The 24,010-nt window shown below is 67.4% G+C and carries 25 protein-coding genes; 16 read left to right on the top strand and 9 right to left on the bottom strand.

From position 1 onward, the window contains the following. Window positions 1-155: 155 nt before the first annotated feature. Together H7V21_RS15530 and H7V21_RS15525 are read left to right on the top strand one after the other, a co-directional pair. The gene (locus H7V21_RS15530) at window positions 156-2,324 is read left to right on the top strand and encodes a PAS domain S-box protein (RefSeq protein ID WP_188054599.1); all 2,169 of its coding nucleotides are present in this window, start codon (window positions 156-158) and stop codon (window positions 2,322-2,324) included. Continuing rightward, window positions 2,321-2,677 carry a response regulator gene (locus tag H7V21_RS15525; protein ID WP_188054598.1) on the top strand — a complete coding sequence of 119 codons (357 nt, stop codon included), beginning with the start codon at window positions 2,321-2,323 and terminating at the stop codon, window positions 2,675-2,677. The genes H7V21_RS15530 and H7V21_RS15525 overlap by 4 nt, the downstream gene beginning before the upstream one ends. A gap of 6 nt (window positions 2,678-2,683) precedes the next feature. Here the strand turns inward: H7V21_RS15525 and glmS are convergent, their stop codons facing one another. From glmS to glmU, 3 genes are read right to left on the bottom strand one after another with little or no spacing between them, the layout of a single operon-like run. Continuing rightward, window positions 2,684-4,507: a glutamine--fructose-6-phosphate transaminase (isomerizing) gene (gene glmS / locus H7V21_RS15520; protein ID WP_188054597.1), complete on the bottom strand. Its 1,824-nt coding sequence runs from the start codon at window positions 4,505-4,507 to the stop codon at window positions 2,684-2,686. Between the two features lie 21 nt (window positions 4,508-4,528). Beyond that, window positions 4,529-4,840 (bottom strand): hypothetical protein, encoded by a 312-nt coding sequence (locus H7V21_RS15515; RefSeq protein WP_188054596.1) that lies wholly within the window; start codon window positions 4,838-4,840, stop codon window positions 4,529-4,531. Then, on the bottom strand, window positions 4,837-6,189 hold the full coding sequence (glmU, locus tag H7V21_RS15510) for a bifunctional UDP-N-acetylglucosamine diphosphorylase/glucosamine-1-phosphate N-acetyltransferase GlmU (protein WP_188054595.1): 1,353 nt from the start codon (window positions 6,187-6,189) through the stop codon (window positions 4,837-4,839). The genes H7V21_RS15515 and glmU overlap by 4 nt, the downstream gene beginning before the upstream one ends. 74 nt (window positions 6,190-6,263) lie before the next feature. Here glmU and H7V21_RS15505 point away from each other — a divergent pair, with 74 nt between their 5' ends. Then, window positions 6,264-6,947 (top strand): HAD-IA family hydrolase, encoded by a 684-nt coding sequence (locus H7V21_RS15505; protein ID WP_188054594.1) that lies wholly within the window; start codon window positions 6,264-6,266, stop codon window positions 6,945-6,947. On the opposite strand, the gene H7V21_RS15500 is transcribed toward H7V21_RS15505, so the two are convergent. The 4 genes from H7V21_RS15500 to H7V21_RS15485 form a co-directional block, all read right to left on the bottom strand. Further along, window positions 6,922-7,932, bottom strand: a complete 1,011-nt coding sequence (locus tag H7V21_RS15500) for a nucleotidyltransferase family protein (protein WP_188054593.1) — start codon at window positions 7,930-7,932, stop codon at window positions 6,922-6,924. The two genes, H7V21_RS15505 and H7V21_RS15500, sit on opposite strands and share 26 nt — an antisense overlap. Further along, the gene (locus tag H7V21_RS15495) at window positions 7,929-8,789 is read right to left on the bottom strand and encodes an HprK-related kinase A (RefSeq protein WP_188054592.1); all 861 of its coding nucleotides are present in this window, start codon (window positions 8,787-8,789) and stop codon (window positions 7,929-7,931) included. Before H7V21_RS15495 ends, H7V21_RS15500 begins: the two co-directional genes overlap by 4 nt. Next, window positions 8,786-9,061 (bottom strand): HPr-rel-A system PqqD family peptide chaperone, encoded by a 276-nt coding sequence (locus H7V21_RS15490; protein ID WP_316715469.1) that lies wholly within the window; start codon window positions 9,059-9,061, stop codon window positions 8,786-8,788. Before H7V21_RS15490 ends, H7V21_RS15495 begins: the two co-directional genes overlap by 4 nt. 79 nt (window positions 9,062-9,140) lie before the next feature. Then, window positions 9,141-9,536, bottom strand: coding sequence for a hypothetical protein (locus tag H7V21_RS15485; protein WP_188054591.1), 396 nt, complete (start codon window positions 9,534-9,536; stop codon window positions 9,141-9,143). Between the two features lie 89 nt (window positions 9,537-9,625). Here H7V21_RS15485 and H7V21_RS15480 point away from each other — a divergent pair, with 89 nt between their 5' ends. The 10 genes from H7V21_RS15480 (at window position 9,626) to H7V21_RS15435 (ending at window position 19,536) form a co-directional block, all read left to right on the top strand. Then, window positions 9,626-10,840 (top strand): ATP-binding protein, encoded by a 1,215-nt coding sequence (locus H7V21_RS15480; protein WP_188054590.1) that lies wholly within the window; start codon window positions 9,626-9,628, stop codon window positions 10,838-10,840. Window positions 10,841-10,930: 90 nt separating this feature from the next. Continuing rightward, the gene (locus H7V21_RS15475) at window positions 10,931-11,956 is read left to right on the top strand and encodes a substrate-binding domain-containing protein (protein ID WP_188054589.1); all 1,026 of its coding nucleotides are present in this window, start codon (window positions 10,931-10,933) and stop codon (window positions 11,954-11,956) included. 55 nt (window positions 11,957-12,011) lie between these two features. Beyond that, window positions 12,012-13,388 carry a phosphate ABC transporter permease subunit PstC gene (gene pstC / locus H7V21_RS15470; RefSeq protein ID WP_188054588.1) on the top strand — a complete coding sequence of 459 codons (1,377 nt, stop codon included), beginning with the start codon at window positions 12,012-12,014 and terminating at the stop codon, window positions 13,386-13,388. Then, window positions 13,381-14,709 (top strand): phosphate ABC transporter permease PstA, encoded by a 1,329-nt coding sequence (pstA, locus tag H7V21_RS15465; RefSeq protein ID WP_188054587.1) that lies wholly within the window; start codon window positions 13,381-13,383, stop codon window positions 14,707-14,709. The genes pstC and pstA overlap by 8 nt, the downstream gene beginning before the upstream one ends. Window positions 14,710-14,714: 5 nt before the next feature. Beyond that, window positions 14,715-15,536 (top strand): phosphate ABC transporter ATP-binding protein PstB, encoded by an 822-nt coding sequence (gene pstB, locus H7V21_RS15460; RefSeq protein ID WP_223177088.1) that lies wholly within the window; start codon window positions 14,715-14,717, stop codon window positions 15,534-15,536. A gap of 9 nt (window positions 15,537-15,545) precedes the next feature. After that, window positions 15,546-16,244 (top strand): phosphate signaling complex protein PhoU, encoded by a 699-nt coding sequence (gene phoU, locus H7V21_RS15455; protein ID WP_262503915.1) that lies wholly within the window; start codon window positions 15,546-15,548, stop codon window positions 16,242-16,244. Window positions 16,245-16,261: 17 nt separating this feature from the next. Continuing rightward, a complete protein-coding gene (gene phoB / locus H7V21_RS15450; protein WP_188054586.1) occupies window positions 16,262-16,954 on the top strand; it encodes a phosphate regulon transcriptional regulator PhoB in 693 nt (230 codons plus the stop codon). A gap of 93 nt (window positions 16,955-17,047) precedes the next feature. Next, window positions 17,048-17,356: a hypothetical protein gene (locus H7V21_RS15445; protein WP_188054585.1), complete on the top strand. Its 309-nt coding sequence runs from the start codon at window positions 17,048-17,050 to the stop codon at window positions 17,354-17,356. A 106-nt stretch (window positions 17,357-17,462) separates the two neighbouring features. Beyond that, window positions 17,463-18,359, top strand: coding sequence for an SDR family NAD(P)-dependent oxidoreductase (locus H7V21_RS15440; RefSeq protein WP_188054584.1), 897 nt, complete (start codon window positions 17,463-17,465; stop codon window positions 18,357-18,359). Between the two features lie 64 nt (window positions 18,360-18,423). Further along, window positions 18,424-19,536 (top strand): hypothetical protein, encoded by a 1,113-nt coding sequence (locus tag H7V21_RS15435; protein ID WP_188054583.1) that lies wholly within the window; start codon window positions 18,424-18,426, stop codon window positions 19,534-19,536. A gap of 41 nt (window positions 19,537-19,577) precedes the next feature. Here the strand turns inward: H7V21_RS15435 and H7V21_RS15430 are convergent, their stop codons facing one another. After that, on the bottom strand, window positions 19,578-19,916 hold the full coding sequence (locus H7V21_RS15430; RefSeq protein ID WP_188054582.1) for a DUF2794 domain-containing protein: 339 nt from the start codon (window positions 19,914-19,916) through the stop codon (window positions 19,578-19,580). Then, window positions 19,916-20,596 (bottom strand): serine O-acetyltransferase EpsC, encoded by a 681-nt coding sequence (gene epsC / locus H7V21_RS15425; protein ID WP_188054581.1) that lies wholly within the window; start codon window positions 20,594-20,596, stop codon window positions 19,916-19,918. The genes H7V21_RS15430 and epsC overlap by 1 nt, the downstream gene beginning before the upstream one ends. 163 nt (window positions 20,597-20,759) lie before the next feature. Between epsC and H7V21_RS15420 the strand changes: the two genes are divergently transcribed. From H7V21_RS15420 to ahpF, 3 genes are all read left to right on the top strand, one after another. Continuing rightward, window positions 20,760-21,533: a sulfite exporter TauE/SafE family protein gene (locus H7V21_RS15420; protein WP_188054580.1), complete on the top strand. Its 774-nt coding sequence runs from the start codon at window positions 20,760-20,762 to the stop codon at window positions 21,531-21,533. A gap of 236 nt (window positions 21,534-21,769) precedes the next feature. Next, entirely contained in the window at window positions 21,770-22,333 is a 564-nt protein-coding gene (gene ahpC / locus H7V21_RS15415) for an alkyl hydroperoxide reductase subunit C (protein WP_188054579.1), read from the top strand. A gap of 87 nt (window positions 22,334-22,420) precedes the next feature. Beyond that, on the top strand, window positions 22,421-24,004 hold the full coding sequence (ahpF, locus tag H7V21_RS15410) for an alkyl hydroperoxide reductase subunit F (RefSeq protein ID WP_188054578.1): 1,584 nt from the start codon (window positions 22,421-22,423) through the stop codon (window positions 24,002-24,004). Window positions 24,005-24,010: the final 6 nt, after the last annotated feature.

The raw sequence follows: 24,010 nt of genomic DNA, 5'->3' as shown, positions 1-24,010 counted from the left end.
CTCCTATCCATCCGGGTCCCGGAACTTGAATGGCGGGACGCACCCTTGGGTTCCCCGCACGAGCGGCAGGTGCCCGCCCCGATCCAGGTCGCTTGCGTCGGCATGAACGCGACCTAATGATTGATTCATCGCGGAACCGCACTACCACCGGGACGATGGCCAGTTCGGAGTATAGTGAAGAGCCTGCTGCCGATCCCCTGCCGGGGGATGAGCCGCGGCCCAGCGGCGAGGACGAATTTCGCCTGATCGCCGACAGCGCACCGGTGCCGATCTGGGTGACTCGCCTCGACCGGACCCGCAGCTTCGTGAACCGTGCCTATCTGGATTTCCTCGGCGTCGACTATCCCGCGGCACTGGTGTTCGATTGGCGCACGATCATTCACCCCGACGATCGGGATCGTATCGTCGCGGAGTCGATTGCCGGCGAAGCCGGTCTGCAGACCTTTACGCTCGAGGGCCGCTATCGCCGCGGCGACGGCAGCTGGCGCTGGCTGCGGTCGGTATCGCAGCCGCGACGCGACGCGCGGGGACGGCATATCGGCTTCATCGGCGTCGCCCACGACGTGACCGAGGCGAAGGAAGCCGAACTCGCGCTGCGCGAGCGCGAGGCGCAACTTTCCGCCTTCGTCAATCAGGCGACGGCAGGCTTCGCCCAGACCGATCTGAGCGGCCGGTTCACGCTGGTGAACGACCGCTTCTGCGCGATCTCCGGCTGGACGCGCGCGGAGCTGCTCAACCGGACGATGCAGTCGATCACGCATCCGGACGACCTCGGCAGGAACCAGAAGCTGTTCGATCGCGCCATTCGCGAGCGCGTGCCGTTCGTGCTCGAGAAGCGCTATGTCCGCAGCGACGGCGAGATCGTGTGGGTGAACAATTCGGTTGCGGTCCTCCGCCGCGAGACCGGCGAACCCTATGGCGTTCTGGCGGTGACGATCGACGTCACCGATCGGCGCGCGAACGAGATGGCGCTGCGCAAGAGCGAGGAGAGCATCCGCCTCGCCGTCGAATGTGCGGGCATGGCGACCTGGGAACTCGATCTCGCCTCGATGAGCGGAGTCTGGTCCGCAAACCGGTTTGATCTTCTTGGACTCGAGCGCCATCCGGCCGGAGAGGGCTCGGTCGACGACTGGCTGGCGCGCGTCCACCCCGACGATCGCGAAGCGGTGCGCGCGGCTGCCTTCGGCTGCTTCGACGATTCGAGCCCCTTCACGATCGAATATCGGATCCACCGGGCCGATACGGGCGAGGAGCGCTGGCTGCAGAGCCATGGAAGCTGCATCGAGCAGGGCGAGGAGCGCGCCCGGCGGTTCGTGGGCGTGTCGTTCGACGTCACCACGCGCAAGCGCGCCGAACAGGAATTGCGCGCCAGCGAGGCGCGCTTCCGCACGATCTTCGAACAGGCGAACGATTATCTGATCACCTGCGATCTCGATCACCGGATCACGTCGGTGAACCCCGCCCTGCTCGCCGCACTCGGCTATGCCGAGGATCAGCTCGTCGGCCGCTCGATCGGCGATTTCATGGACGCGGACCAGTTCGCCCAAAGCCGCGAGATGCTCCGGCGCAAGCTGATCGAGGGCGGGACCACGCGGCACACGATCCGCGTGCGCTCGAGCGACGGGCGCGAGCTGGTCTGGGAAGTCAATTCACAGCTCACGTCCGACGAAGAGGACGGCACCGTGACCGGGCTGCACGCGATCGCGCGCGACGTGACCGAAGCCAAGCGGTTCGAGGCGCATCAGCGGCTGCTGATCGACGAACTCAACCACCGGGTGAAGAACACGCTGGCGATCGTCCAGGGCATTGCGCAGCAGACCTTCCGCAACGAGGAAGACATGGCGGCGGCGCGCGCCGCGTTCGAGGGGCGGCTGGCGGCGCTGTCCGAAGCGCACAACCTGCTCACGCGCGAACACTGGTCGCCGGTTTCGATGGCGCGGATCATCAGCGACGCGGTCGCGCCGCACGGCGGCGGCGAAGGCCGCTTCCTGCTCGACGGGCCGGACCTGGCGCTCGCCCCCAAGACCGCGATCTCGCTGGCGCTTGCGGTGCACGAACTGGCGACCAACGCCGTCAAGCACGGTGCGCTTTCGGTGGCCGAGGGAGCGGTGACGATCCGCTGGAGCCGCGACGCGGACCGACTGCTGCTCGAATGGACCGAGCGCGGCGGACCGCCCGTGCGCCACCCCGAACGCCGCGGTTTCGGCACGCGGATGATCGAGCGCGGACTGGCCGCCGAGCTGAGCGGCAGCGTCACGATCCACTTCGATCCGGAGGGGCTGCGCTGCACCGTCGAAGCGCCGATCCCGAGCGCGGCCGCATGAGCCGCCTTGCCGGAATCCGCGTGCTGATCGTCGAGGACGAGCCGGTCGTCGCAATGTGCCTCGAAGACATGCTGATGGCGCTTGGGTGCAGCGTGATCGGCCCCGCCGGACGGCTCGCCGAGGGACTGGCGCTCGCCCGCGACGCGCAGGCGGACGCCGCCGTTCTCGACATCAACCTGGCGGGCGAACGCAGCGACACGATCGCCGCGGCGCTGCGGGCGCGCGGCATCCCGTTCGTCTTCGCCAGCGGCTACGGCAATGCACCCGCGGGCTTCGAAGAAGGCGTGCCGTTGCTCGGCAAACCCTATCGCGAAGCCGATCTGGCGGCGGCGCTGGAGCGCGTGCTGGCCTAGCCCGCGCTATTCGACGGTGACGGATTTGGCTAGGTTGCGCGGCTGGTCGACGTCAGTGCCCTTGGCGACCGCGACATGATAGGCGAGCAGCTGGACCGGCACCGCATAGACCAGCGGCGCGATCAGCGGATGCACCTTGGGCATTTCGATCGTCGCCATCGCGTCCTCGCCGGCCTGGGCGAGCCCCTCGGCATCGCTGATGAGCACCACCTGCGCGCCGCGCGCCTGCGCCTCCTGCATGTTCGAGACGGTCTTGTCGAACAGCGGCCCCGACGGCGCCAGCACGATCAGCGGCACGGAATCGTCGATCAACGCGATCGGCCCGTGCTTCATCTCGCCCGAGGCATAGCCCTCGGCATGGATGTAGCTGATTTCCTTGAGCTTCAGCGCGCCTTCGAGCGCCATCGGATATTCCGGACCGCGGCCCAGATACAGCACGTCGCGGGCACCGGCGATGGTATGCGCCATCGCCTCGATCTCGGCATCGTGCTGGAGCGCGGCGTTGATCGCGGCGGGCGCCTCGAGCAGATGGCGGACGATCTCGCGCTCTTCGCCTTCCGACAACAGCCCCCTGGCCCGAGCGAGATTGACCGCGAGCGCGGCCATGACCGCGAGCTGGCAGGTGAACGCCTTGGTCGAGGCGACGCCGATTTCCGGCCCGGCATGCGTCGACAGCAGCAGATCGACCTCACGCGCCATCGAGCTGGTCGGCACGTTGATGATGCCGGCGGTGGTCACGCCGTTCGCCTTCATGTGGCGCAGCGCCGCCAGCGTGTCGGCGGTCTCGCCCGACTGGCTGACGACGACGCCGAGCGTGTTCGGCAGCAGCACCGGATCGCGATAGCGGAACTCGGACGCGACATCGATTTCGACCGGGAGCCGCGCGAACCGCTCGATCCAGTATTTGCCGATCATCCCGACATAGCTGGCGGTGCCGCAGGCGACGATCGCCACGCGCTCGGTGCCCGCCAGATCGAACGCCATGTCGGGCAGCGCCACGCGCTGCTCGACGGGCCGGACGTACGACGCGAGCGTCTGCGCCACCACCACCGGCTGCTCGAAGATTTCCTTCAGCATGAAGTGGCGGTGATTGCCCTTGTCGATCATCGCCGGGGACACGCCCGACGGCACGATCGCGCGCGTGACCGGGCGATTGTCGCGGTCATACACCTCGATGTCGGTGCGCGTCAGCACCGCCCAGTCGCCTTCGTCGAGATAGGCGATGCGCTGGGTCAGCCCCGCCAGCGCATGCGCGTCCGAACCGAGGTAATTCTCGCCCTCGCCATAGCCGACGGTCAGCGGCGCGCCCTGCCGCGCGGCGATCAGCAGATCGGGCTGGTTCGCGAACAGAAAGGCAATGGCGAACGCGCCGTGCAGGCGCGGCAGCACCGCGGCGACAGCGTCCTGCGGCGACTTGCCCGCCTTGAGTTCACGGTCCACCAGATGCGCGACCACTTCGGTGTCGGTCTGGCTGTTGAACGTGCGCCCGTCGGCGATGAGTTCGTCGCGCAGCGGTTTGAAATTCTCTATGATGCCGTTGTGAACGATCGTGACGTCGCCGACGATGTGCGGGTGCGCATTGTCCTCGGTCGGCGCGCCGTGCGTCGCCCAGCGAGTGTGCGCGATGCCGATCGTGCCGGGCAGCGGATCCTCCGCCAGCCGCGCGCCCAGCTTCGCCAGCTTGCCCTCGGCGCGGCGGCGCAGGATCGCGCCGTCGTGCAGCGTCGCGATTCCGGCCGAGTCATAGCCGCGATATTCGAGCCGTTTCAGCCCGTCGAACAAGCGACCGGCGACGTCTTCCGCGCCCAGAATACCGACAATACCGCACATGCGCTTGGCGTTCCTTTTCGGTCAGCGGGGGAAATTGGTGTCGACGAAGGTGCGGGCGAATTCGACCGGATCGGGCTCCTTGCCGACCGTCTGGACGAACCGCACCCGGCCCTTCTCCCAGACTTCGCGGATCGCACCCTGCATCCCTTCGGGAAACTGCATCTCGCGCACCACGATCTCGCGCCAGCTTCCCTGCACGCCATAGCTGTCGCGCAGCTGCGGCTCGATCGCGGTCAGCGCCGCCTCGGCGGTGGTGTCGAGCGCGTCGATCGCATCGAGGACGTAGCTGTCGAGGAGCTTGAGGAACGGCTTGCCTTCGTAACGATCGGTCATGTGCTTCCTTTCCGTGCGGCCATGCGCTCGCGGAAGCGTCGGGCCCAGCCGGGCCGCGCCTCCTGCGTGCCGCGCGCCACGGCCAGCGCATCGGCTTCGACATTCGCGGTGATCACCGACCCGGCACCGATCATCGCGCCCGCGCCCACCGAGACGGGGGCGACAAGCGCAGTGTTCGATCCGACGAAGGCCCCCGCCCCTATCTCCGTGCCGTATTTGCCGAACCCGTCATAGTTGCAGGTGATCGTCCCGGCGCCGATGTTGGCGCCGGCGCCGATCGCCGCATCGCCCAGATAGGTGAGGTGGTTCGCCTTCGCACCCTTGCCGAGAACCGCTTTCTTCGTCTCGACGAAATTGCCGATCCGCGCGCCCTCGCCCAGCTGCGTGCCGGGGCGCAGCCGCGCGAAGGGGCCGACCGATGCGCCCGACCCGATCGTCGCGCCTTCGATGTGGCAGAAGGCGTGGATCGTCGCACCGTCGGCGATCGCCACGCCGGGTCCGAACACCACATTGGGCCCGATCGTCACGTCGCGGCCGATCGCCGTATCGTGCGCGAACCACACGGTTTCGGGCGCAGTCAAGGTGGCGCCCTCGGCCATCGCGCGCGCGCGGCGGGCCGACTGCCATTCGGATTCGAGCGCCGCCAGCTCGCCGCGGCTGTTCACACCCGCCACTTCCCGCGCGTCGGTTTCGATCACAGCGCTGTGGCGGCCGTCGGCAGCGGCGAGCAGGACGATATCGGGCAGATAATACTCGCCGGCGGCGTTGTCGTTGCCTACCCGCTTAAGCAGTGCAAACAGGTCTGCGGAACGAACCGCCATCAGTCCCGAGTTGCAGAGCGTCTCCGCGCGCTCCTGCGCGGTCGCGTCCTTGAACTCGACCATCTTCGCGATCCGCCCGTCGGGATCGGCGATCACGCGGCCATAGGCGCCCGGATCCGCGGGGCGAAAGCCGAGCACGACGGCGGCGGGCGCATCGTCGCCGTGCAGCCGATCGAGCATCCGCCGCATCGTGGCGGGCGTCACCAGCGGCACATCGCCATAGAGGATCAGGACGTCGCCCGCGAAACCGGCGAGCGGTGCTTCCGCCTGCGCGACGGCATGGCCGGTGCCGAGCTGTTCGGCCTGGTGCACCGTCTCGGCGCCATGCGGGTGTACCGCCGCCTCGACCTGCTCGCGCCCGGCGCCGACGACGACGATCGTCCGCTCGGGTGCCAGCGCGCCCACGCTGGCGACGAGATGCAGCAGCATCGGCCGTCCGGCGATCGGATGGAGCACCTTGTGGAGATCGGATTTCATCCGCGTCCCCTTGCCCGCGGCAAGGATCACGGCGGCTACCGGCGTGGTCATGCAAGCCTCCTGAAGCCCTGCCCCTGCCATGATCTCCTTGCCAATTCCATAGCGATGCTGGCACCAGCGCCGCCATGGCATCCTTCCCCTTCGACATCGTCGGCTTCGATCTGGACGGAACCCTGCTGGACACCAGCGCCGACCTGACCGCCGCCGTGAACCATGCGCTCGCCGCGGCGGAGCGCCCGCTGCTGACGTCCGCCGACGTGGTGCCGATGGTGGGCGGCGGCGCGAAGAACATGCTGCGCCAGGCGCTCGATGCGACCGGCGGATGCCCGGACGACGAGTTCCGCCGCCTCTACAAGCTGCTGCTCGGCCATTATGAGGAGCATATCGCCGACGGCACTCGGCCCTTTCCGGGCATGATCGACGCACTCGACCGGCTCGACGCGCTGGGCGTGACCACCGCCGTCGTCACCAACAAGTTCGAAGGCTTCGCCGAAAAGCTGCTCGGCGCGCTCGGCCTGCGCGAGCGCTTCGCCTGCCTGATCGGCGGCGACACGATGGGCAAGGGCTTCGCCAAGCCGCATCGCGCTCCGATCGACGAGATGATCCGCCGCTGCGGCGGCGGCCGCGCGGCGTTCGTGGGCGATTCGATCTACGACATGGGCGCGGCGCGGAACGCAGGCGTTCCGGCGATCGCAGTCAGCTTCGGCTTTCTGCTCGGCCCGGTCGAGGATCTGCGCGCGGACGCAGTGATCGATCACTTCGACGAGCTGGTCCCGACGCTGCTCAGCCTGGCGAATGGCCCTTCCTGAACTTGGTCCAGAGATGCCGCGCCAGCAGATGCGGCGGCATCCGCAGCCAGTGCGACCGGATGTAGAAGCCGAGGCGAGTGGCCTTCCGGATCTGGCGTCCCCATCCATCGCGCGCAGTCAACCGGCGCAGATAGAGACGATCCGCCCCGACCAGCCTCGACCGCTCGCCGGTATAGAGGGCCGCCCGCAGCCGCAGCGCGCGGGCCATCTCCGCCTCCAGCCCATGCAGCCTGGCGCGCGCTTCCAGCCGCTCGGCAAAGCCCGAGCCGTCGAACTCGTCGAGCAGGCAGTGGATGTCCCACAGATTGCGCATGCCACCCGCCAGATCGCCGTCGGCGAAGAGATGCGCGGCGGCGTGGCACAGCAGATCCTCGGGCGAAGGGATGCGCAGTCCGTTCGCCAGCGGGCGCGCATCGGCCAGCATCGCGGCGGCATCGGGCGTGATCCGCGCAGTGAGCGGCAGGATCGTGTGATGCACGTCGATCATCCGGTCACGCTCGCGATGAATCAGCGGCGGCAACTCGTGCATCCAGCGCCGGTAATAGGCGTCATCATAGGGATCGGGCTTCACCCATTCCCATCCCGCCGCGATCAGCGCGGTTTCGGCTTCGTCGATCCGGTCGCGCGGCACCAATATGTCGAGGTCGCCGATCTGGCGCCCGCGCCCTGCCGAAAGGCCCGCCGCGACGAAGGCGGTACCCTTGAGCAGCATCACCGGCATTCCGCTCGGCGCCAGCGCGCGACGCGCCATCTCCGCTTCCCACAGCGCGACGACGCGCCCCTGCTCGGCCGAAGCGCGCGCGTCGGCAAGGATGCGGCGAACCGCCTCGGGAATCGGCAATCCTTCGAGCCGATGCGCGAGCGTGCCGAGCAGCTGCTCGGCGCGCGCGATGGCAAGCAATGCGGTCCAGCCGGCGAAATCGAGCGCGGCGGTCGAGCCGGGATCGCGCAGCGCGGCGGCGAGGAGGCGGCCGTCGTGCCTCACAAGACGCTCCAGATGCGCTCGATGTGGGCGAGCGCGGTCTGCGCGTCGGGATAGTCGATCGCCCGCGCGGGCACGTCGCGCACCAGCCGAGTGAGCGATTCGAACCCGCGTTCGCCGAGCGCGGTATAGTTGGTCGACGCCTGAGTCAGCCGAACGAAGGTCTCGCTCGGCAGCACCGGCCGCTCGGCCACCTCGAAGCCGAAGCGCGGGAACAGGATCAGCGCGGGATCGGCCGGCTCGGCCATTGCGGCGATCGCGCGCGCATCGGGCACGAGATGGCGGATCGCGCCTTTGGGCGTACCCTCCAGCCGCGGACCGAAGCGCGCCTGCGGCAGCGCCGCCTCGGCCACGGCAATGCCTTCGTTCTTCAGGCTGACCAGCCGGGGAAAGGCGTGGACACGGCCGGTCGCCGGATCGACGAGCGCGAACTCGTCACCCATCAGCCGCCAGCCGCGCGCCATCAGCAGCGCCGCCAGCGTCGATTTACCCGCGCCCGAGATGCCGGTCATCAGGATCGCCCGCCCCTCGCGCTCGGCAGTGGCCGCATGGAGCAGCAGATAGCGCCGCTGGCCGAGCGCCATCTGGAGGTTCATCCCCATCTCGGCGGCGAGCAGCCCCTGCGCCAGCGGCAGCGGGGCGGCATCGGGAATGACGAAGTCGCCGCCGATCTGGACCGACGGGCGCAGCACCCGCCGCCACGGCCGCGCCGCGAAAAGATGGACGTTGAAATCGGGGATATCGTCGTCGGGCTGCGGATAGTCGGAATAGAGCGCGCGCACGGCGGCGACCGGACCGCGCCAATCGCTGCCGATCCGAAAGCCGATCGGGCCGATTCGAAGCGATGCCGCGTGCCTCACAGCCGCTCCACCAGCCCGGCCGCAGCCAGTTCGTCCAGCCGCACCGCCAGCGCGACCGGATCGGCGTCGCTCAGCTCGTAGCGGGCGGTCAGACGACCCAGAAGATCGGGCGCGGTCAGCACCTCCTCTCCCAGCGCCTCGAGGATCTCGGGAACAGGCGAGTCGACGACATGCGTGATGCCGGAAGCGCGGTGGAACACCAAAGTCAGCGCGTCGAGCGGCACGATCCGCAGCGTCGCGGCATCGGCAGCGCGATAGCGAATGGCGGTCACGGCTCCTTCCCCCTTCGTGCCGAGCCGGATGAGGCACTGCCCTTCACTTCAACCGAGCAATGCGGAAAGCCCAGGCGCCTCAGCCGCGCGGCATCTGCAGCGAAGCGAAGCAAGTGAAGCCGCTGGTGCCCGACTGAAGCCGGCGGATGTAGTTGGTATAGGCGCGGCTCTGCTCATAGGTGGTGCCCGGCAGCGTGCCGCCCGACAGCGCCCGCTTCACGTCCTCGCCCTTGAACGACATGCCGGTGGGCGGAAACGCGCCCGGCGTGCCCGGCGGCACCAGCGATCCGTCGGGCGCGATATAATTGCCCGCGCGGCCCGGATCGGGGACGGGAATCTCGCAGTTCATCACCGAGGCGCTGGTCTGCGCGAGTGCCGGGCGAATCGAGACGATCGCCGTCGCCCCCGCGGCGCCCAGCATCAGCGCGCGGCGGCGTGTGGTGCCTTGCGGTTCGGGAGGTGCTTCGTCCGCCATCGCTGTCCTTGTGCCCGATCGGTCTTTCGCAAAGGTAAAGCATCGAAGCGCCTACCGCGACCGCGAAAACTTCGGCTAGAGGAGACGCGATGGTGACCCCCCGAGGATTGCGTGGACTGACGGCACTGGCGATCGCCGGGCTCGCGGCGCTGATGAGCTTTGTCGTCACGGCCAATGTCGAGGCCAGCATGATCGTGCTGGTGTGCGCGGTTGTGGCCGCGCTCGTGGCGCTGGGAACACCCGAATCGGAAAACCGGACCGCGCGGGCGGCGCCGCCTCCTGCCGAAGCGCTTCCAGCGCCGCCGATGACCGAAGTGATCGAGGCGATCGCCGAGCCCGTTCTGATCGTGGTGGAAAATCGAGTGGTTTCGGCGAACCGCGCCGCCCGTGCGCTGCTCGGCCGACATATTCTCGATCAGGACGTCCGGCTGGCGATCCGCCACCCGGCGGCGGCCGAGCGCCTGCTGAAGCCCGACGACCAGACCCCGGGTGCGCCGATCCACCTCGTCGGCCTGGGCACGCGCGAGCAGCGGTGGGAGATGCGGGTGCGCAATGTCGGCTTCGGCCAGCGGATCGTGCATCTGATCGACCGCACCGGCAGCTATGCCGCCGACCGCATCCGAGTCGATTTTGTCGCCAATGCCAGCCACGAGCTGCGCACTCCGCTGGCCTCCCTGCTCGGCTATATCGAGACGTTGGGCGAGGAAGCGGGCGACGATCCGGCGGTGCGCAACCGTTTCCTGCGAATCATGCACGACGAAGCCAAGCGCATGCAGCGGCTGATCGACGACTTGATGTCGCTGTCGCGAATCGAAGCGGAGAAATATCGCGCGCCCGACCAGTCGGTCGATCTCGCGGGGCTGATCGAGGAGGTCCGCGCCGAGCTTTCCGCCACCGCCGACGCGCGCGCGACCGACCTGTGCACCGTCATTCATGACGTTCCTCCGGTTCGCGGGGATCGCGCGCAGCTGAGCCAGGTGCTGCACAACATCGTCGGAAATGCCATGAAATACGGCCGGGAAGGCACGCCCGTCACGGTCACGCTGCGCCAGGAGACGCCGTCGATGGTGACGATCACCGTCACCGACGAAGGCGAGGGAATCGCGCTCGAGCATATCCCGCGGCTCACCGAGCGCTTCTACCGAGTCGATTCGGGCCGGAGTCGCGCCATGGGCGGCACCGGATTGGGCCTTTCGATCGTCAAGCACATCGTCGAGCGCCACCGCGGCCGAATGGACATTAGCAGCGAGACGGGCAAGGGAACGACCGTATCTGTGCTACTGCCTCCGCATGGGGTGTCATGAAGACGTAACCGTGCTGCAACAGAGGCGGGCGCGAACGAGTGCCATCCCCATGCGGCGCTCCACCTTGCTTCCCAATTCCAGGAGACAGTGATGCTCGGCAGGCTGGCTATTATCGCAACGGCGGCGGTGGCGCTGTCGGCGTGCGGCGACAGCGGCGGCGTGCGCGACCAGATCAAGGCAGTCGGCTCGTCCACGGTCTATCCGTTCACGACTGCCGTCGCCGAGGCGTATGTCAATCAGGACCCCAGCCGGTCCGCGCCGGTCATCGAATCGATCGGCACCGGCGGCGGCATCGATCGCTTCTGCGACGGCATCGGGCCGGATTTCCCCGACATCGCGAACGCCTCGCGCCGCATCAAGGCGAGCGAATATGCCCGCTGCCAGGCCAACGCCGTCGGCAATATCATGGAAGTGCAGATCGGCATGGACGGCGTGGCGCTCGCCGAGTCGCTTCAGGGGCCGCAGATGCAGCTCACCAAGAAGGACGTCTATCTCGCCCTGGCCGCCAATCCGCGCGGCCAGCCGAACACCGCGCGCACCTGGCGCGACGTGAACCCCTCGCTGCCCGACGTGCCGATCGCGGTCTACGGCCCGCCGTCGACCAGCGGCACGCGCGATGCGCTGGCGGAGCTGATCATGGAGCCGGGCTGCCTGGAGGCATATTCGGAAGCCGAGCAGCTCGAGGACGAGCAGCAGGAGAATGTCTGCATCCGGGTACGCAGCGACGCCGCCTACATCGATTCGGGCGAGAACGACAATCTGATCGTCCAGAAGCTCGCCGCGAACCCCAATGCCATCGGCATCTTCGGCTACAGCTATCTGGAGGAGAATCAGGATCGCCTGCGCGGCGTGCCGATCGACGGCGTCGAGCCAAGCTACGACACGATCGCCGCGCGCGAATATCCGGGCGCGCGCCCGCTGTTCCTCTACGTCAAGGACAAGCACATGAACGCGGTTCCGGGCCTTCCGGAATATCTGCGGCTGTTCTCGACCATGTGGGGCCCCGACGGCGAGCTCGTCCGCCGCGGCATGATCGCCGCCCCCGCCGAGGTCCGGCAGCGTTCTGCCGAGATCATCGAACAGCGCATCCCGCTCGATCCCGCCGAACTGCAGTGACCATGGTCGCCGCCATTCGCCCACGCATCCAACTCTTGCTCGAGTCGACGCTGCCGTGAACTTTTACCTCCTGCTGATCCTGATCGGCGGCCTGGGCCTGATCGGCTGGCTGACGGCGCGCACCCGCGCCGCCGGCTTCGATCGCGGCCGGCAGAAGCGGCTGCATTCACTGCCCTCGCAGCACGGCTGGTACGTCGCGATCTGGACGATCGTGCCGCCGCTGATCTTCCTCGGCATCTGGAGCGTCGTCAGCACCGGACTCGTGAGCGAGGCGGTGATGCAGCATCCCGCCGCGGCCGAGCTTCCCGCTTTCGCCTTCGAGCGCGACGCCGTGCTGAGCGAAGCCTCGCGCCTCGCCGCCAATCCCGATGCGGGTGCGTTCAACCCGCTTGCCGAGCAGCTTGCCCCGGTGATGGCGGCGGCGCAGACGCGCTATGCCTGGATCGGCACCGCGCTGGCGATCGTGCTCGCCTTCGCCGGCGGCGCCTTCGCGTACACACGGGTTCAGGCGGGCTTCAAGGCGCGCTCGCGCGTCGAGCGCTCGGTGATGCTGCTGCTGCTGATCGCCTCGCTGATCGCGATCCTGACGACTGTCGGCATCTTCCTGTCGCTGCTGTGGGAATCGCTGCGCTTCTTCTCGATCGTACCGATCACCGATTTCCTGCTGGGCACGCTGTGGAGTCCGCAGGTGATCGACCCCGCCGATCCGGGCGAGACGCTGGGCGCGGTTCCGCTGTTCTGGGGCACCTTCTTCATCGGCGCGGTGATCGCGATGATCGTCGCCATCCCGTTCGGGCTGATGAGCGCGATCTATCTCACCCAATATGCCGCACCGCGGGTGCGCCGCTGGATGAAGCCGATCCTGGAGATCCTCGCCGGCGTGCCCACGGTCGTCTACGGCTATTTCGCCGCGCTCACCGTCGCGCCGGCGGTGCGCGATCTCGCGGTGTCGCTTGGCTATACCTATGCCTCGTCGGAAAGCGCGCTGGCGGCCGGCGTTGTAATGGGGGTGATGATCATCCCGTTCGTCTCGTCGATGGCCGACGATTCGATCGCCGCAGTGCCCAGCGCGATGCGCGACGGCAGCCTGGCGATGGGCGCGACGACATCGGAAACGATTCGCCGCGTGCTGCTGCCCGCGGCACTGCCCGGCGTGATGGCGGGCATCCTGCTCGCCGTCAGCCGCGCGATCGGCGAGACGATGATCGTGGTGATGGCCGCATCCGGCGCGGCCAACATCACGCTCAATCCGTTCGAGAGCACGACCACCGTGACCAAGCAGATCGTCGATCTGCTGACCGGCGAGGCGGAGTTCGACAGCCCGAAGACGCTCGCCGCCTTCGCGCTCGGGCTTACGCTGTTCCTGGTCACGCTCCTTCTCAACATCGTCGCGCTGCGCGTCGTCAAACGGTATCGCGAAGCCTATGAGTGAGTCCCTCGTCCCCGAGACGCCGACGCTCTCGCCCAAGGAGCCGGCGGCCCGCCAGCCGACCGACTGGCGCACCGATGCGATGCAGGCGCGCATCCGCAAACGCTATGCACGCGAGCGGCGCTTTCGGCTGCTCGGGCTGGCGGCGGTGGTGCTTTCGGCCGCCTTCCTCGCCTTCCTGCTGGTGACGATGATCGCCCAGGGCGCGCGCGGCTTCACCCGGACCGAGATCGCGTTGCCGATCGATTTCGCCGGCGCCGGCTTCGAAGTCGATCGAGCCGCGCTCGACGCGCCCGGCGCCGATCTGGCGCTGGCGGGCGCCGGGCTCGAGAACGTCACGCGCGCGGCAGCAGTGGCGGCGTTCGGCGAAGAAGGCGAGAGCTATATCGCACAGAGCGCCTGGACCCATGTCCGCCAGGCAGTGAAGGACGATCCCTCGATCCTCGACGGCCGGCCGGTGATCGATGTTCCCGCCTCGACCGACATCGACCTGGCCGTGAGCGGCCAGGGAACGCCCGAGGCGCTGGCCGCGGTCGAGCGGCTGGAGGCGGCGGGCGCGCTGAACCGCGGCTTCAACTGGGGCTTCCTGACCGAATCGGATTCGACCGATCCCACGCAGGTCGGCATCTGGGGCGCGCTCAAGGGATCGCTGCTGACGATGCTGGTGACGTTCCTGATCGCCTTCCCCGTCGGCGTGCTCTCGGCGATCTACCTCGAGGAATATGCGCCGCGGAACCGGTGGACCGACCTCATCGAAGTGTCGATCAACAATCTGGCCGCGGTGCCGTCGATCATCTTCGGCCTGCTCGGCCTCGCGGTGTTTCTCGGCACCTGGAACCTGTTCGGCACCCAGGTCGGGCCGCTGCTGCCGCGTTCGGCGGCGCTGGTCGGCGGGCTAACGCTCGCACTGATGATCATGCCGGTGATCGTCATCGCCAGCCGAAATGCGATCAAGGCGGTGCCTCCGTCGATCCGCGACGCGGCGCTGGGCATCGGCGCAAGCCGAGTGCAGGTGGTGTTCCATCACGTGCTGCCGCTCGCGCTGCCGGGCATCCTCACCGGCACGATCATCGGCATGGCCCGCGCGCTCGGCGAGACGGCGCCGCTGCTGCTGATCGGGATGCGCGCCTTCATCGTCAATCCGCCGGACACGCTGACCGATCCGGCGACGGTACTGCCCGTCCAGATCTTCCTCTGGTCGGACGAAGTGAGCCGCGGCTTTGTCGAAAAGACGTCTGCCGCGATCATCGTGCTGCTGGCCTTCCTGCTCGCGATGAACAGCCTCGCCATCTATCTTCGCAACCGATTCGAAACCCGCTGGTGATTGAGATGACCAATATGGACGTGAGCCGAGAGGCCATCGAAACCGCGCGCGCCGAGGCCACCTCGCCCGGCGAGACCAAGCTTTCGACGCGGGACGTGCACGTTTTCTACGGCAGCAACGAAGCGATCAAGGGCGTGTCGATCGACATCGACATGGAGAATGTGACTGCCTTCATCGGTCCGTCGGGATGCGGCAAGTCGACCTTCCTGCGCACGCTCAACCGGATGAACGACACGATTCCGATCGCGCGGGTCGAGGGGCTCATCACGCTCGACGGCGAGGATATCTATTCGCCCGAGATGGACGTGGTGCAGCTGCGCGCGCGGGTCGGCATGGTGTTCCAGAAGCCGAACCCCTTCCCCAAGTCGATCTACGAGAATGTCGCCTATGGCCCGCGCATCCACGGGCTTGCGGCGTCGAAGCGCGACATGGACGAGATCGTCGAGCGCTCGCTGCGCCGCGCCGGCCTTTGGGAGGAAGTGAAGGACCGGCTTTCCGACAGCGGCACCGCGCTGTCGGGCGGTCAGCAGCAGCGACTGTGCATCGCGCGCGCGATCGCGGTCGATCCCGAAGTGATCCTGATGGACGAACCCTGCTCGGCACTCGATCCGATCGCCACGGCAAAGATCGAAGAACTGATCGGCGAGCTGCGCGGCCGCTATGCCATCGTGATCGTGACCCACAACATGCAGCAGGCGGCACGCGTTTCGCAGCGCACCGCCTTCTTTCACCTCGGGCATCTGGTCGAATACGGTGTGACATCCGATATCTTCACCAATCCCAAGGAAGAACGGACGACTGATTACATCACCGGACGTTACGGCTAAGGAAACGTAATGCGTACCATGACCGAACATACCGTGAAGGCTTTCGACGACGAGCTGAGCGAGCTTCGCGGCCTCGTCGCCCAGATGGGCGGCCTCGCCGAACAGGCGATCACCGGCGCGATCGAGGCGCTGCGGCGGCACGACCTCGAAGGCGCCGCCAGCGTCGCCGCGGGCGACAAGAAGATCGACGCGCTCGAGAACGAGATCGAGCGGCTGGCGATCCGCCTCATTGCGCTGCGTGCTCCCCTCGCCGACGACCTGCGCGAAGTGGTCGCCGCGCTCAAGATCGCGGGCGTGCTGGAGCGGGTCGGCGACCATGCCAAGAACATCGCGCGGCGCGTGGCGATCATCGAGGATCACGGCGAGATCGAGCCGCTGTCGGTGCTGCCCGCGATGGCGGGCATGGCCAGCGACATGCTGCACGACGTGCTCGATGCCTTCGCCGCGCGCGATTCGGCGGTCGCGGTGGAGATCTGCGAACGCGACAAGGCGGTCGACGATTTCTACAATTCGATCTTCCGGGCGCTCGTCACGTTCATGATGGAAAACCCCAAGAGCATCACACAGGCGGCGCATCTGCTGTTCGTCGCCAAGAATCTCGAGCGGATCGGCGATCAGGCGACCAATGTTGCCGAGATGGTCTATTATGCTGCGACCGGGAGCCATATGGGCGAGCGCGAGCGCGGCGATAGTCCGCTGACCGACTGAGCTATCGGGGACGGGAAATGGCGCGCGTGAAGATGCTGCTGGTCGAGGACGATGCGGCGCTGGCCGAACTCCTCATTTACCATTTCAAGCGCGAGGACTTCGAGGTCAAGCATACCCCGGACGGCGAGGAAGCGCTGCTGCTCGCCAAGGAGGCCACGCCCGACATCGTCCTGCTCGACTGGATGGTCGAAGGGCTGTCGGGCATCGAAGTGTGCCGCCGCCTGCGCCGCATGCCCGAGACGGCGAACGTGCCGATCATCATGCTCACCGCGCGCGGCGAGGAAGAGGATCGCGTGCGCGGGCTGGAAACCGGCGCCGACGATTATGTGACCAAGCCGTTCAGCCCGCGCGAGCTGGTCGCGCGGGTCGGCGCGGTGCTGCGGCGCGTGCGCCCCGCGCTCGCCGGGGAGCAGCTCACCTATGCGGACATCGAAATGGACACGGTGGGCCACAAGGTGCGCCGCGGCGGCGAGGTCGTGCCGCTCGGCCCCACCGAGTTCCGCCTGCTCAAGCATTTTCTCGAGCATCCCGGCTGGGTCTTCTCGCGCGAGCGGCTGCTCGACGCGGTCTGGGGCCATGACAGCGACATCGAGAGCCGCACTGTCGACGTCCACATCCGGCGGCTGCGCAAGGCGATCAACGCGGGCGACAAGCCGGATATCATCCGGACCGTGCGCTCCGCCGGCTACGCGCTCGATTCGGGCAGCTGAACGAGCGTCGCACCGGGCTTGGAGACTTTCGCCGCCTTCCGCGTTGGCCAGGGGAGCATATCGCTCATCGTCGAAACCAACAGGAGAAGGTCAATGAAGCTGATTGCTCTTGCAGCAGCGTTCGCGCTGGCGGCTCCCGCTGCCGCCCAGACCGCGCCCATGAACCAGGATGTGCCGAAACAGCAGCCGGGGAGCAACACTGCGCCCCAGCCGCTCGACGCGGAGAACATGGCGGGCTACATGCCGACGACGCCGCTCTACAGCGGGCCGGTCACGCCGCAGACGCGGGTCATATTCCGCCCTTCCACGATGACGCCCGATCAGGCGTTTCCGCCGCCGCAGCCGCTGGCGAGCTATCCGCCCTGCGGCCCCAACCAATATGACAACTGCATGCAGCGCTGAGGCTGCCTGCGTCCCGCGGAGCCCGGCTCCGCGGGACGCGCATTGCGCATCTCACACGAAACGGTAGCAAGGCGCGACTCGAATCCAGCATGAGGAGCGCCCTGCAATGACCATCCGCTTCGACGACAAAGTCGCCATCGTCACCGGCGCAGGAGGCGGGCTCGGCCGTGCCTATGCGCTCGAGCTGGCGAAGCGTGGCGCCAAAGTAGTGGTCAATGATCTGGGCGGCGCGCGCGACGGCACCGGCCATTCGGACGCCGCGCTCCAGGTCGTCGAAGAGATCAAGGCCGTCGGCGGCGAGGCGATGTCGAACGGCGGCAGCGTGACCGAATATGACCAGATGGTCGAAATGGTCGCCAAGGCCAAGGAAGCCTGGGGCGGCGTTCACATCCTGATCAACAACGCCGGCGTGCTGCGCGACAAGAGCTTCGCCAAGATGGAGCCGGAGGATTTCCGCTTCGTCGTCGACGTGCATCTCAACGGATCGGCCAACGTCACCAAGGCGGTGTGGGAGACGATGCGCGAGCAGGCCTATGGCCGCATTCTGATGACCGCATCCTCGACCGGCCTGTTCGGAAACTTCGGTCAGGCCAATTACGGCGCGGCCAAGCTCGGCCTCGCGGGCCTCACCAAGACGCTCTATCTCGAAGGCGCCAAGTACAACATCCGCGTCAACACGCTGGCGCCGGTCGCCGGCACGCGCATGACCGAAGACATCCTGCCCGAAGAAGCGTTCAAGCTGTTCGCACCGGAGAATGTCGCCCCCGCCGCACTGTATCTCGTGTCGGAGGATGCCCCCTCGAATGCCATCGTGGGCGCCGGAGCGGGCGTGTTCCAGGCTTCTTACGTCACGCTGACGCCCGGCGTCCGCCTCACCGGCGAGGAACTGTCTCCCGAGGGCGTGGCGGCGCACTGGGCGCAGATCACCGACCGTTCGGGCGAGATCGTCCCCAATTCGGGCACCGAACAGTCGATGCTCATCATGGGCAAGCTGCAGGGTTGACCGCAACTGTATTGCCGATGCAATACAGTAATGCTATCCTCCCCCGGCAACAGGGAGGAATGCCATGTACAGCGAAAGCGACATCGCCCAGGCGGTCGAGGCGGGAGTGCTCTCCCCCGAGGCCGCCGCAGCGTTCCGCGACCATGTCGCCGCCGGCCGCTCGGCGCCGGCGGTCGATGAAGAACATTTCCGGCTGCTTTCCGGCTTCAACGACATCTTCGTCGCGATCGCGGCGACGCTGATGCTGGTCGCGGCGGCGCGGATCGGCGCGCTGATGGGAACGCTGCCCGGCGCCGGCGGGGATACGCCGCAACAGGTCGGCCTCGCCTTCACCGGCGGCGGCCTCGCCGTTGCGGCGCTTGCCTGGCTGCTCGCCGAATATTTCACCCGCAAGCGCCGCATGGCGCTCCCCAGCATCCTGCTGCTGCTCGCCTTCGTCGGCGGCACCTTCATCGGGCTGAGCGGCATCGGCGTGATGAACGGCGAGAATCTCAAGGTCGCGCTCGACGTTTCGGGCGAAGTGGAGGAACGCCAGCTCGCCGCGTCGATCGCTGCGATCGTCGCGCTGCTGACCAGCATCGCCGCCTGGCTGCACTGGAAGCGGTTCGTGGTGCCGATCACCGTCGCCGCCGGCGCCGCCGCGCTGGTCGCGGTGGTGGTCGCGCTGATCCTGGGCTTCGTGCCCGGCGCAGATCGCTGGCTGAACCCGCTGCTGCTGGTTGCGGGCGTGCTCGTGTTCCTGCTCGCGATGCGCTGGGACATGTCTGATCTCGAGCGGCGGACCCGCCGTTCGGACGTCGCCTTCTGGCTGCACCTCGCCGCCGCGCCGCTGATCGCGCATCCGGTGTTCCACATGCTCGGCGTGTTCGACGGCGCGATCCCGGTCGGCATGGCGCTGCTGGTGGTGGCGCTCTACGTCGCCTTCGCCTTCGTGGCGCTGGCGGTCGATCGGCGCGCGCTGCTCGTCTCGTCGCTGATCTATGTGCTCTACGCGATGTACACGCTGTTCAACCAGTCGGGCGCAGTCGAACTGAGTGCGGCGCTCACCGCGCTGGTGATCGGATCGGCGCTGCTGACGCTGTCCGCCTTCTGGCAGCCGATGCGGCGCGGCGTGGTGAGTCTGCTCGGCGGGCTCGACGCGCGGCTGCCGCCGGTCCACCGGCCCGAATACGCCTGACCGGAGGGGGAGCACTCGCCTTCCTTCGCGGGAGGCGAGTGCTACTCCGCGACCAGCTTCATCAGCCGGCGCTCGACCGGCGCGAGAACGGGGCCCAGTTCGTGGCCCCGTTTCAGCACCAGCCCGGCTTCGTTGACGAGCGCCCACATTCCCTGGCGGCTGCGCAGCGCGGGCCGCTTCTCGACCCGGAATTCGGGGTTCTCGGCGGTCCGGCGGAACGCCGAGAAAACCGCCGCGTCGCGCCCCAAGTCGATCGCATAATCCTTCCAGTGCCCCGCCGCGACCATTCGGCCGTAGAGATCGAGGATCCGGGCAAGCTCGGCGCGGTCGAACCCGACCTGCGCGGGATGGCGAAGCGGAAGCGGCGTTACAGTACCCATCAGGCGCGGTCGCGGTGCTCCTCGCGCTCGGCGAGCAATTCGTCGAGCCGCTTGCGCAGCGTTTCGATCTCGCAGCGCATGATCTCGAGCTTCTGCGTCGCCGGATCGAACATCTCGCTGCACGACGTGCCATAGGGCACGAAATCGCGCTGCCAGGTCTCCGCTTCGACCAGTGTGGGCCGCGCCGGAATGCCGACCACCACCGCGCCCTCGGTCACGTCCTTGGTGACGACCGCATTGGCGCCCACCCGCGCGCGCGGACCCAGCGTGATCGGCCCCAGCACCTGCGCGCCCGACCCGATGATCGCGCCGTCCTGCACCGTGGGATGCCGCTTGCCGGCGACGCCGTTGTCCGGGCTGGTGCCGCCCAGCGTGACGTTCTGATAGATGGTCACATTGTCGCCGATGTGCGCGGTCTCGCCGATCACGGTGAAGCCGTGATCGATGAAGAAATTGCGCCCGATCGTCGCCCCGGGGTGAATGTCGATCGCCGTCATCCAGCGCGACCAGTGGTTGACGAAGCGCGCCGCCAGGAACCAGCCGTTGCGATAGAAGCGATGCGCGATGCGATGGTAGAAGAGCGCCCACACCCCCGGATAGGTGAGGATCTCCAGCCGCGATCTCGGCGCGGGATCGCGCGCCTTGATCGAATCGAGATAGGTTTTGAGACGCTGGAACATGGGCCTGGCCCCCTCTTCGTTCTGCGCTCCAATCTAGGGAAGCCGCTGCGCGATTGCCAGAAGGCCCGGTGTCGCGGCTTGGCAGGGCTAAACACGAACTGTCTTGCCGCCCCTGCGGCCGCGCGCCATCCCGTGGATGCAGCATAGCTCGCGAAAGGCCCGAATGCTCGACGGATTGGATTTGAGCGCCCTCCTCCCCTATCTCGCCGTGGGCTTCGCGGCGCAGATGGTGGACGGCGCGCTCGGCATGGCATTCGGCGTGATCTCCAGCACCTTGCTGGTGAGCGTGCTCGGCGTTCCCCCGGCGACAGCCTCGGCCGGCGTCCACATCGTCGAAAGCTTCACCACCGGCGTTTCGGGCATCAGCCACGCGCTCCATCGCAACGTCAACTGGCGCCTGTTCCTGCGGCTGTTGATCCCCGGCATGATCGGCGGCGTGCTGGGCGCCTATGTGCTCACGTCGCTCGAGGCCTCGGTGACGCGGCCGTTCGTGATGGGCTATCTGGCGCTGATCGGCGTCTATCTGCTGTTCCGCGCGCTGCGCTTTCCGCCGCCGCCGCGCGATCCCCGCATCGTCGAGCCGCTCGGGCTCGCCGGCGGCTTCCTCGACGCGGCGGGCGGCGGCGGCTGGGGGCCGGTCGTCACGTCGAACCTGCTGGTCCAGGGTGCGCTTCCGCGCACCACGATCGGGACGGTGAACACGGTGGAATTCTTCCTCACCATCACCATCTCCGCCGCCTTCCTGGTGCAGATCGGCATCGAGGGGCTGAGCCACGAGTTCCTCCACCCGGTGCTCGGCCTGCTGATCGGCGGCGTGCTGGCAGCGCCCTTCGGCGGCTATTTCGCCAAGCGTGTGCCGACGCGGGCATTGCTGATGCTGGTCGGGATCGTGCTGACGCTTACCAGCCTCTACAGCCTCTATCGCGCGCTCGCCTGAAGCCCGCCCCGGCTCACCGCAGGTGCGCCGTACAGTTGCACCGGCACACCGATATGGTTGCAGTTTTTGCACTGCACCAAGCGACCTCGCGCCCTTGAATTTCGTTCGACACCTTCGATAATTGGAGGGCGAGTGATCGGTTTCGCCGATCACATCGAGTGAGGCTACTCATTACAGGAACGGCGGCGCAGCAGATATATGCTGCACCGCACCAATCGCCCATCGGAGGAACCAATATGGCGCTTATCGGCAGCACGATCAAACCGTTCACGACCCAGGCCTATAAGCAGGGCAAGTTCGTCACCGTCACCGACGAGGACGTGAAGGGCAAGTGGGCGGTCTTTTTCTTCTATCCCGCCGACTTCACCTTCGTGTGCCCGACCGAGCTGGAAGATCTCGCCGGCATCTATCCCAAGCTCCAGGACATGGGCGTCGAAGTCTATTCGGTGTCGACCGACACCCACTTCAGCCACAAGGCGTGGCACGACACCTCGCCCGCGATCGGCAAGATCGACTTCTACATGCTGGGTGACCAAAACCACAGCATCAGCACGAACTTCGACGTGCTGCGCGAAGGCCAGGGACTGGCCGATCGCGGCACCTTCGTCGTCGATCCCGAGGGCGTGATCCAGCTGGTCGAGATCACCAGCGAAGGCGTCGGTCGCAACGCCGCCGAGCTGCTCCGCAAGGTGAAGGCCGCGCAGTATATCGCCGCGCATCCGGGCGAAGTCTGCCCCGCCAAGTGGGAAGAGGGCGAAGAGACGCTCGCTCCCTCGCTCGACCTCGTCGGCAAGATCTAAGTCGCGCCGACGCGACCGAAAACCGGCTCCGGGCACCTCGCCCGGGGCCGGGCTTTCCCGACAGAATAGAAGAACAGGAGTTCCGCAATGCTCGACGCCAATCTGACGCAGCAGCTCAAGACCTATCTCGGCAATCTGAAGCAGCCGATCGAGCTCGTCGCCAGCCTGGACGACGGCGCGAAGAGCCGCGAGATGCGCGACCTCCTGAACGAGATCGCCGCGCTTTCCGACCTGATCGAGGTCGTCGAGGGCGCCGACGAACGCACCCCCAGCTTCCTGATCCGCCGCGCTGGCGCGCACGAGGTCGCGGTCCGCTTCGCCGGGCTGCCGATGGGGCATGAATTCACCTCGCTGGTGCTGGCGCTGCTCCAGGTCGGCGGGCATCCGCCCAAGGCATCGCAGGATGTGATCGAAGCGGTGCAGGCACTCGACGGCGACTATGCCTTCGAAACCTATTTCTCGCTGTCGTGCCAGAACTGCCCCGATGTGGTGCAGGCGCTGAACCTGATGGCAGTGCTCAACCCGCGCATCACCCACACCGCGATCGACGGCGCGCTGTTCAAGGAAGAGGTCGACCGCCGCAAGGTGATGTCGGTGCCGCAGATCTTCCTGAACGGCGAACCCTTCGCCCAGGGCCGCATGGACGTCGAACAGATCGTCGCGAAGCTCGACACCGGCGCCGAAGCCAAAGCCGCCGAGAAGATCGCGGCGAAGGACGCGTTCGACGTGCTCGTCGTCGGCGGCGGTCCCGCCGGCGCGTCAGCGGCGATCTATGCCGCGCGCAAGGGCATCCGCACCGGCGTGGTCGCCGAGCGGTTCGGCGGCCAGGTGCTCGACACCATGGCGATCGAGAATTTCATTTCGGTCCCGCACACCGAAGGGCCCAAGCTCGCCGCGCATCTCGAGCAGCACGTCAAGGAATATGACGTCGACGTGATGAACCTGCAGACCGCCGAGGCGCTGGTCCCCGCGCGCGCGGAGGGCGGGCTACACGAAGTGAAGCTGAAGAACGGCGCCTCGCTGAAGGCGCGCACGCTGATCCTGTCGACCGGAGCACGCTGGCGCCAGATGAACGTTCCCGGAGAGGACGCGTACAAGAACAAGGGCGTGGCCTATTGCCCGCATTGCGACGGCCCCTTCTACAAGGGCAAGCGAGTCGCGGTGATCGGCGGCGGCAATTCGGGCGTCGAGGCGGCGATCGACCTGGCCGGCATCGTCGCGCACGTCACGCTGATCGAATATGCCAGCGATCTGCGCGCCGACGCAGTGCTCCAGCGCAAGCTCGCCAGCCTGCCCAACGTCAAGATCATCACGTCGGCGCTGACCACCGAAGTGCTGGGCGACGGCGACAAGGTGACCGGCCTCACCTACAAGGACCGCAATGACGGCAGCCTGCACCAGGTCGAGCTGGAAGGCATCTTCGTCCAGATCGGGCTGGTGCCGAACACCGAGTGGCTGAAGGGCGCGGTGGCGCTGACGCCGCATGGCGAGATCGAGATCGATCATCGCGGCGAGACGAGCCAGCCCGGCATCTTCGCCGCCGGCGACGCCACCACCGTGCCGTACAAGCAGATCGTGATCGCGATGGGCGCGGGATCCACCGCGGCGCTCTCGGCGTTCGACTATCTGATCCGGCTGCCCGAGGAAGCCCAGCAACTCGAAGCAGCCTGACCCCAA

The organism is Sphingosinithalassobacter sp. CS137 (assembly GCF_014334115.1).
Classification (GTDB): Bacteria; Pseudomonadota; Alphaproteobacteria; order Sphingomonadales; family Sphingomonadaceae; genus Sphingomonas.
The sequence above is the reverse complement of the archived record's forward strand: the minus strand, read 5'-3'. Positions and strand labels throughout refer to the sequence as shown.

Coding starts and splice junctions, on each gene's coding strand:
- H7V21_RS15530 (WP_188054599.1), top strand. CDS start 156: ATGGCCAGTTCGGAGTATAGTGAAGAGCCTGCTGCCGATCCCCTGCCG.
- H7V21_RS15525 (WP_188054598.1), top strand. CDS start 2,321: ATGAGCCGCCTTGCCGGAATCCGCGTGCTGATCGTCGAGGACGAGCCG.
- glmS (WP_188054597.1), bottom strand. CDS start 4,507: ATGTGCGGTATTGTCGGTATTCTGGGCGCGGAAGACGTCGCCGGTCGC.
- H7V21_RS15515 (WP_188054596.1), bottom strand. CDS start 4,840: ATGACCGATCGTTACGAAGGCAAGCCGTTCCTCAAGCTCCTCGACAGC.
- glmU (WP_188054595.1), bottom strand. CDS start 6,189: ATGACCACGCCGGTAGCCGCCGTGATCCTTGCCGCGGGCAAGGGGACG.
- H7V21_RS15505 (WP_188054594.1), top strand. CDS start 6,264: ATGGCATCCTTCCCCTTCGACATCGTCGGCTTCGATCTGGACGGAACC.
- H7V21_RS15485 (WP_188054591.1), bottom strand. CDS start 9,536: ATGGCGGACGAAGCACCTCCCGAACCGCAAGGCACCACACGCCGCCGC.
- H7V21_RS15480 (WP_188054590.1), top strand. CDS start 9,626: ATGGTGACCCCCCGAGGATTGCGTGGACTGACGGCACTGGCGATCGCC.
- H7V21_RS15475 (WP_188054589.1), top strand. CDS start 10,931: ATGCTCGGCAGGCTGGCTATTATCGCAACGGCGGCGGTGGCGCTGTCG.
- pstA (WP_188054587.1), top strand. CDS start 13,381: ATGAGTGAGTCCCTCGTCCCCGAGACGCCGACGCTCTCGCCCAAGGAG.
- pstB (WP_223177088.1), top strand. CDS start 14,715: ATGACCAATATGGACGTGAGCCGAGAGGCCATCGAAACCGCGCGCGCC.
- phoU (WP_262503915.1), top strand. CDS start 15,546: ATGCGTACCATGACCGAACATACCGTGAAGGCTTTCGACGACGAGCTG.
- phoB (WP_188054586.1), top strand. CDS start 16,262: ATGGCGCGCGTGAAGATGCTGCTGGTCGAGGACGATGCGGCGCTGGCC.
- H7V21_RS15445 (WP_188054585.1), top strand. CDS start 17,048: ATGAAGCTGATTGCTCTTGCAGCAGCGTTCGCGCTGGCGGCTCCCGCT.
- H7V21_RS15440 (WP_188054584.1), top strand. CDS start 17,463: ATGACCATCCGCTTCGACGACAAAGTCGCCATCGTCACCGGCGCAGGA.
- H7V21_RS15435 (WP_188054583.1), top strand. CDS start 18,424: ATGTACAGCGAAAGCGACATCGCCCAGGCGGTCGAGGCGGGAGTGCTC.
- H7V21_RS15430 (WP_188054582.1), bottom strand. CDS start 19,916: ATGGGTACTGTAACGCCGCTTCCGCTTCGCCATCCCGCGCAGGTCGGG.
- epsC (WP_188054581.1), bottom strand. CDS start 20,596: ATGTTCCAGCGTCTCAAAACCTATCTCGATTCGATCAAGGCGCGCGAT.
- H7V21_RS15420 (WP_188054580.1), top strand. CDS start 20,760: ATGCTCGACGGATTGGATTTGAGCGCCCTCCTCCCCTATCTCGCCGTG.
- ahpC (WP_188054579.1), top strand. CDS start 21,770: ATGGCGCTTATCGGCAGCACGATCAAACCGTTCACGACCCAGGCCTAT.
- ahpF (WP_188054578.1), top strand. CDS start 22,421: ATGCTCGACGCCAATCTGACGCAGCAGCTCAAGACCTATCTCGGCAAT.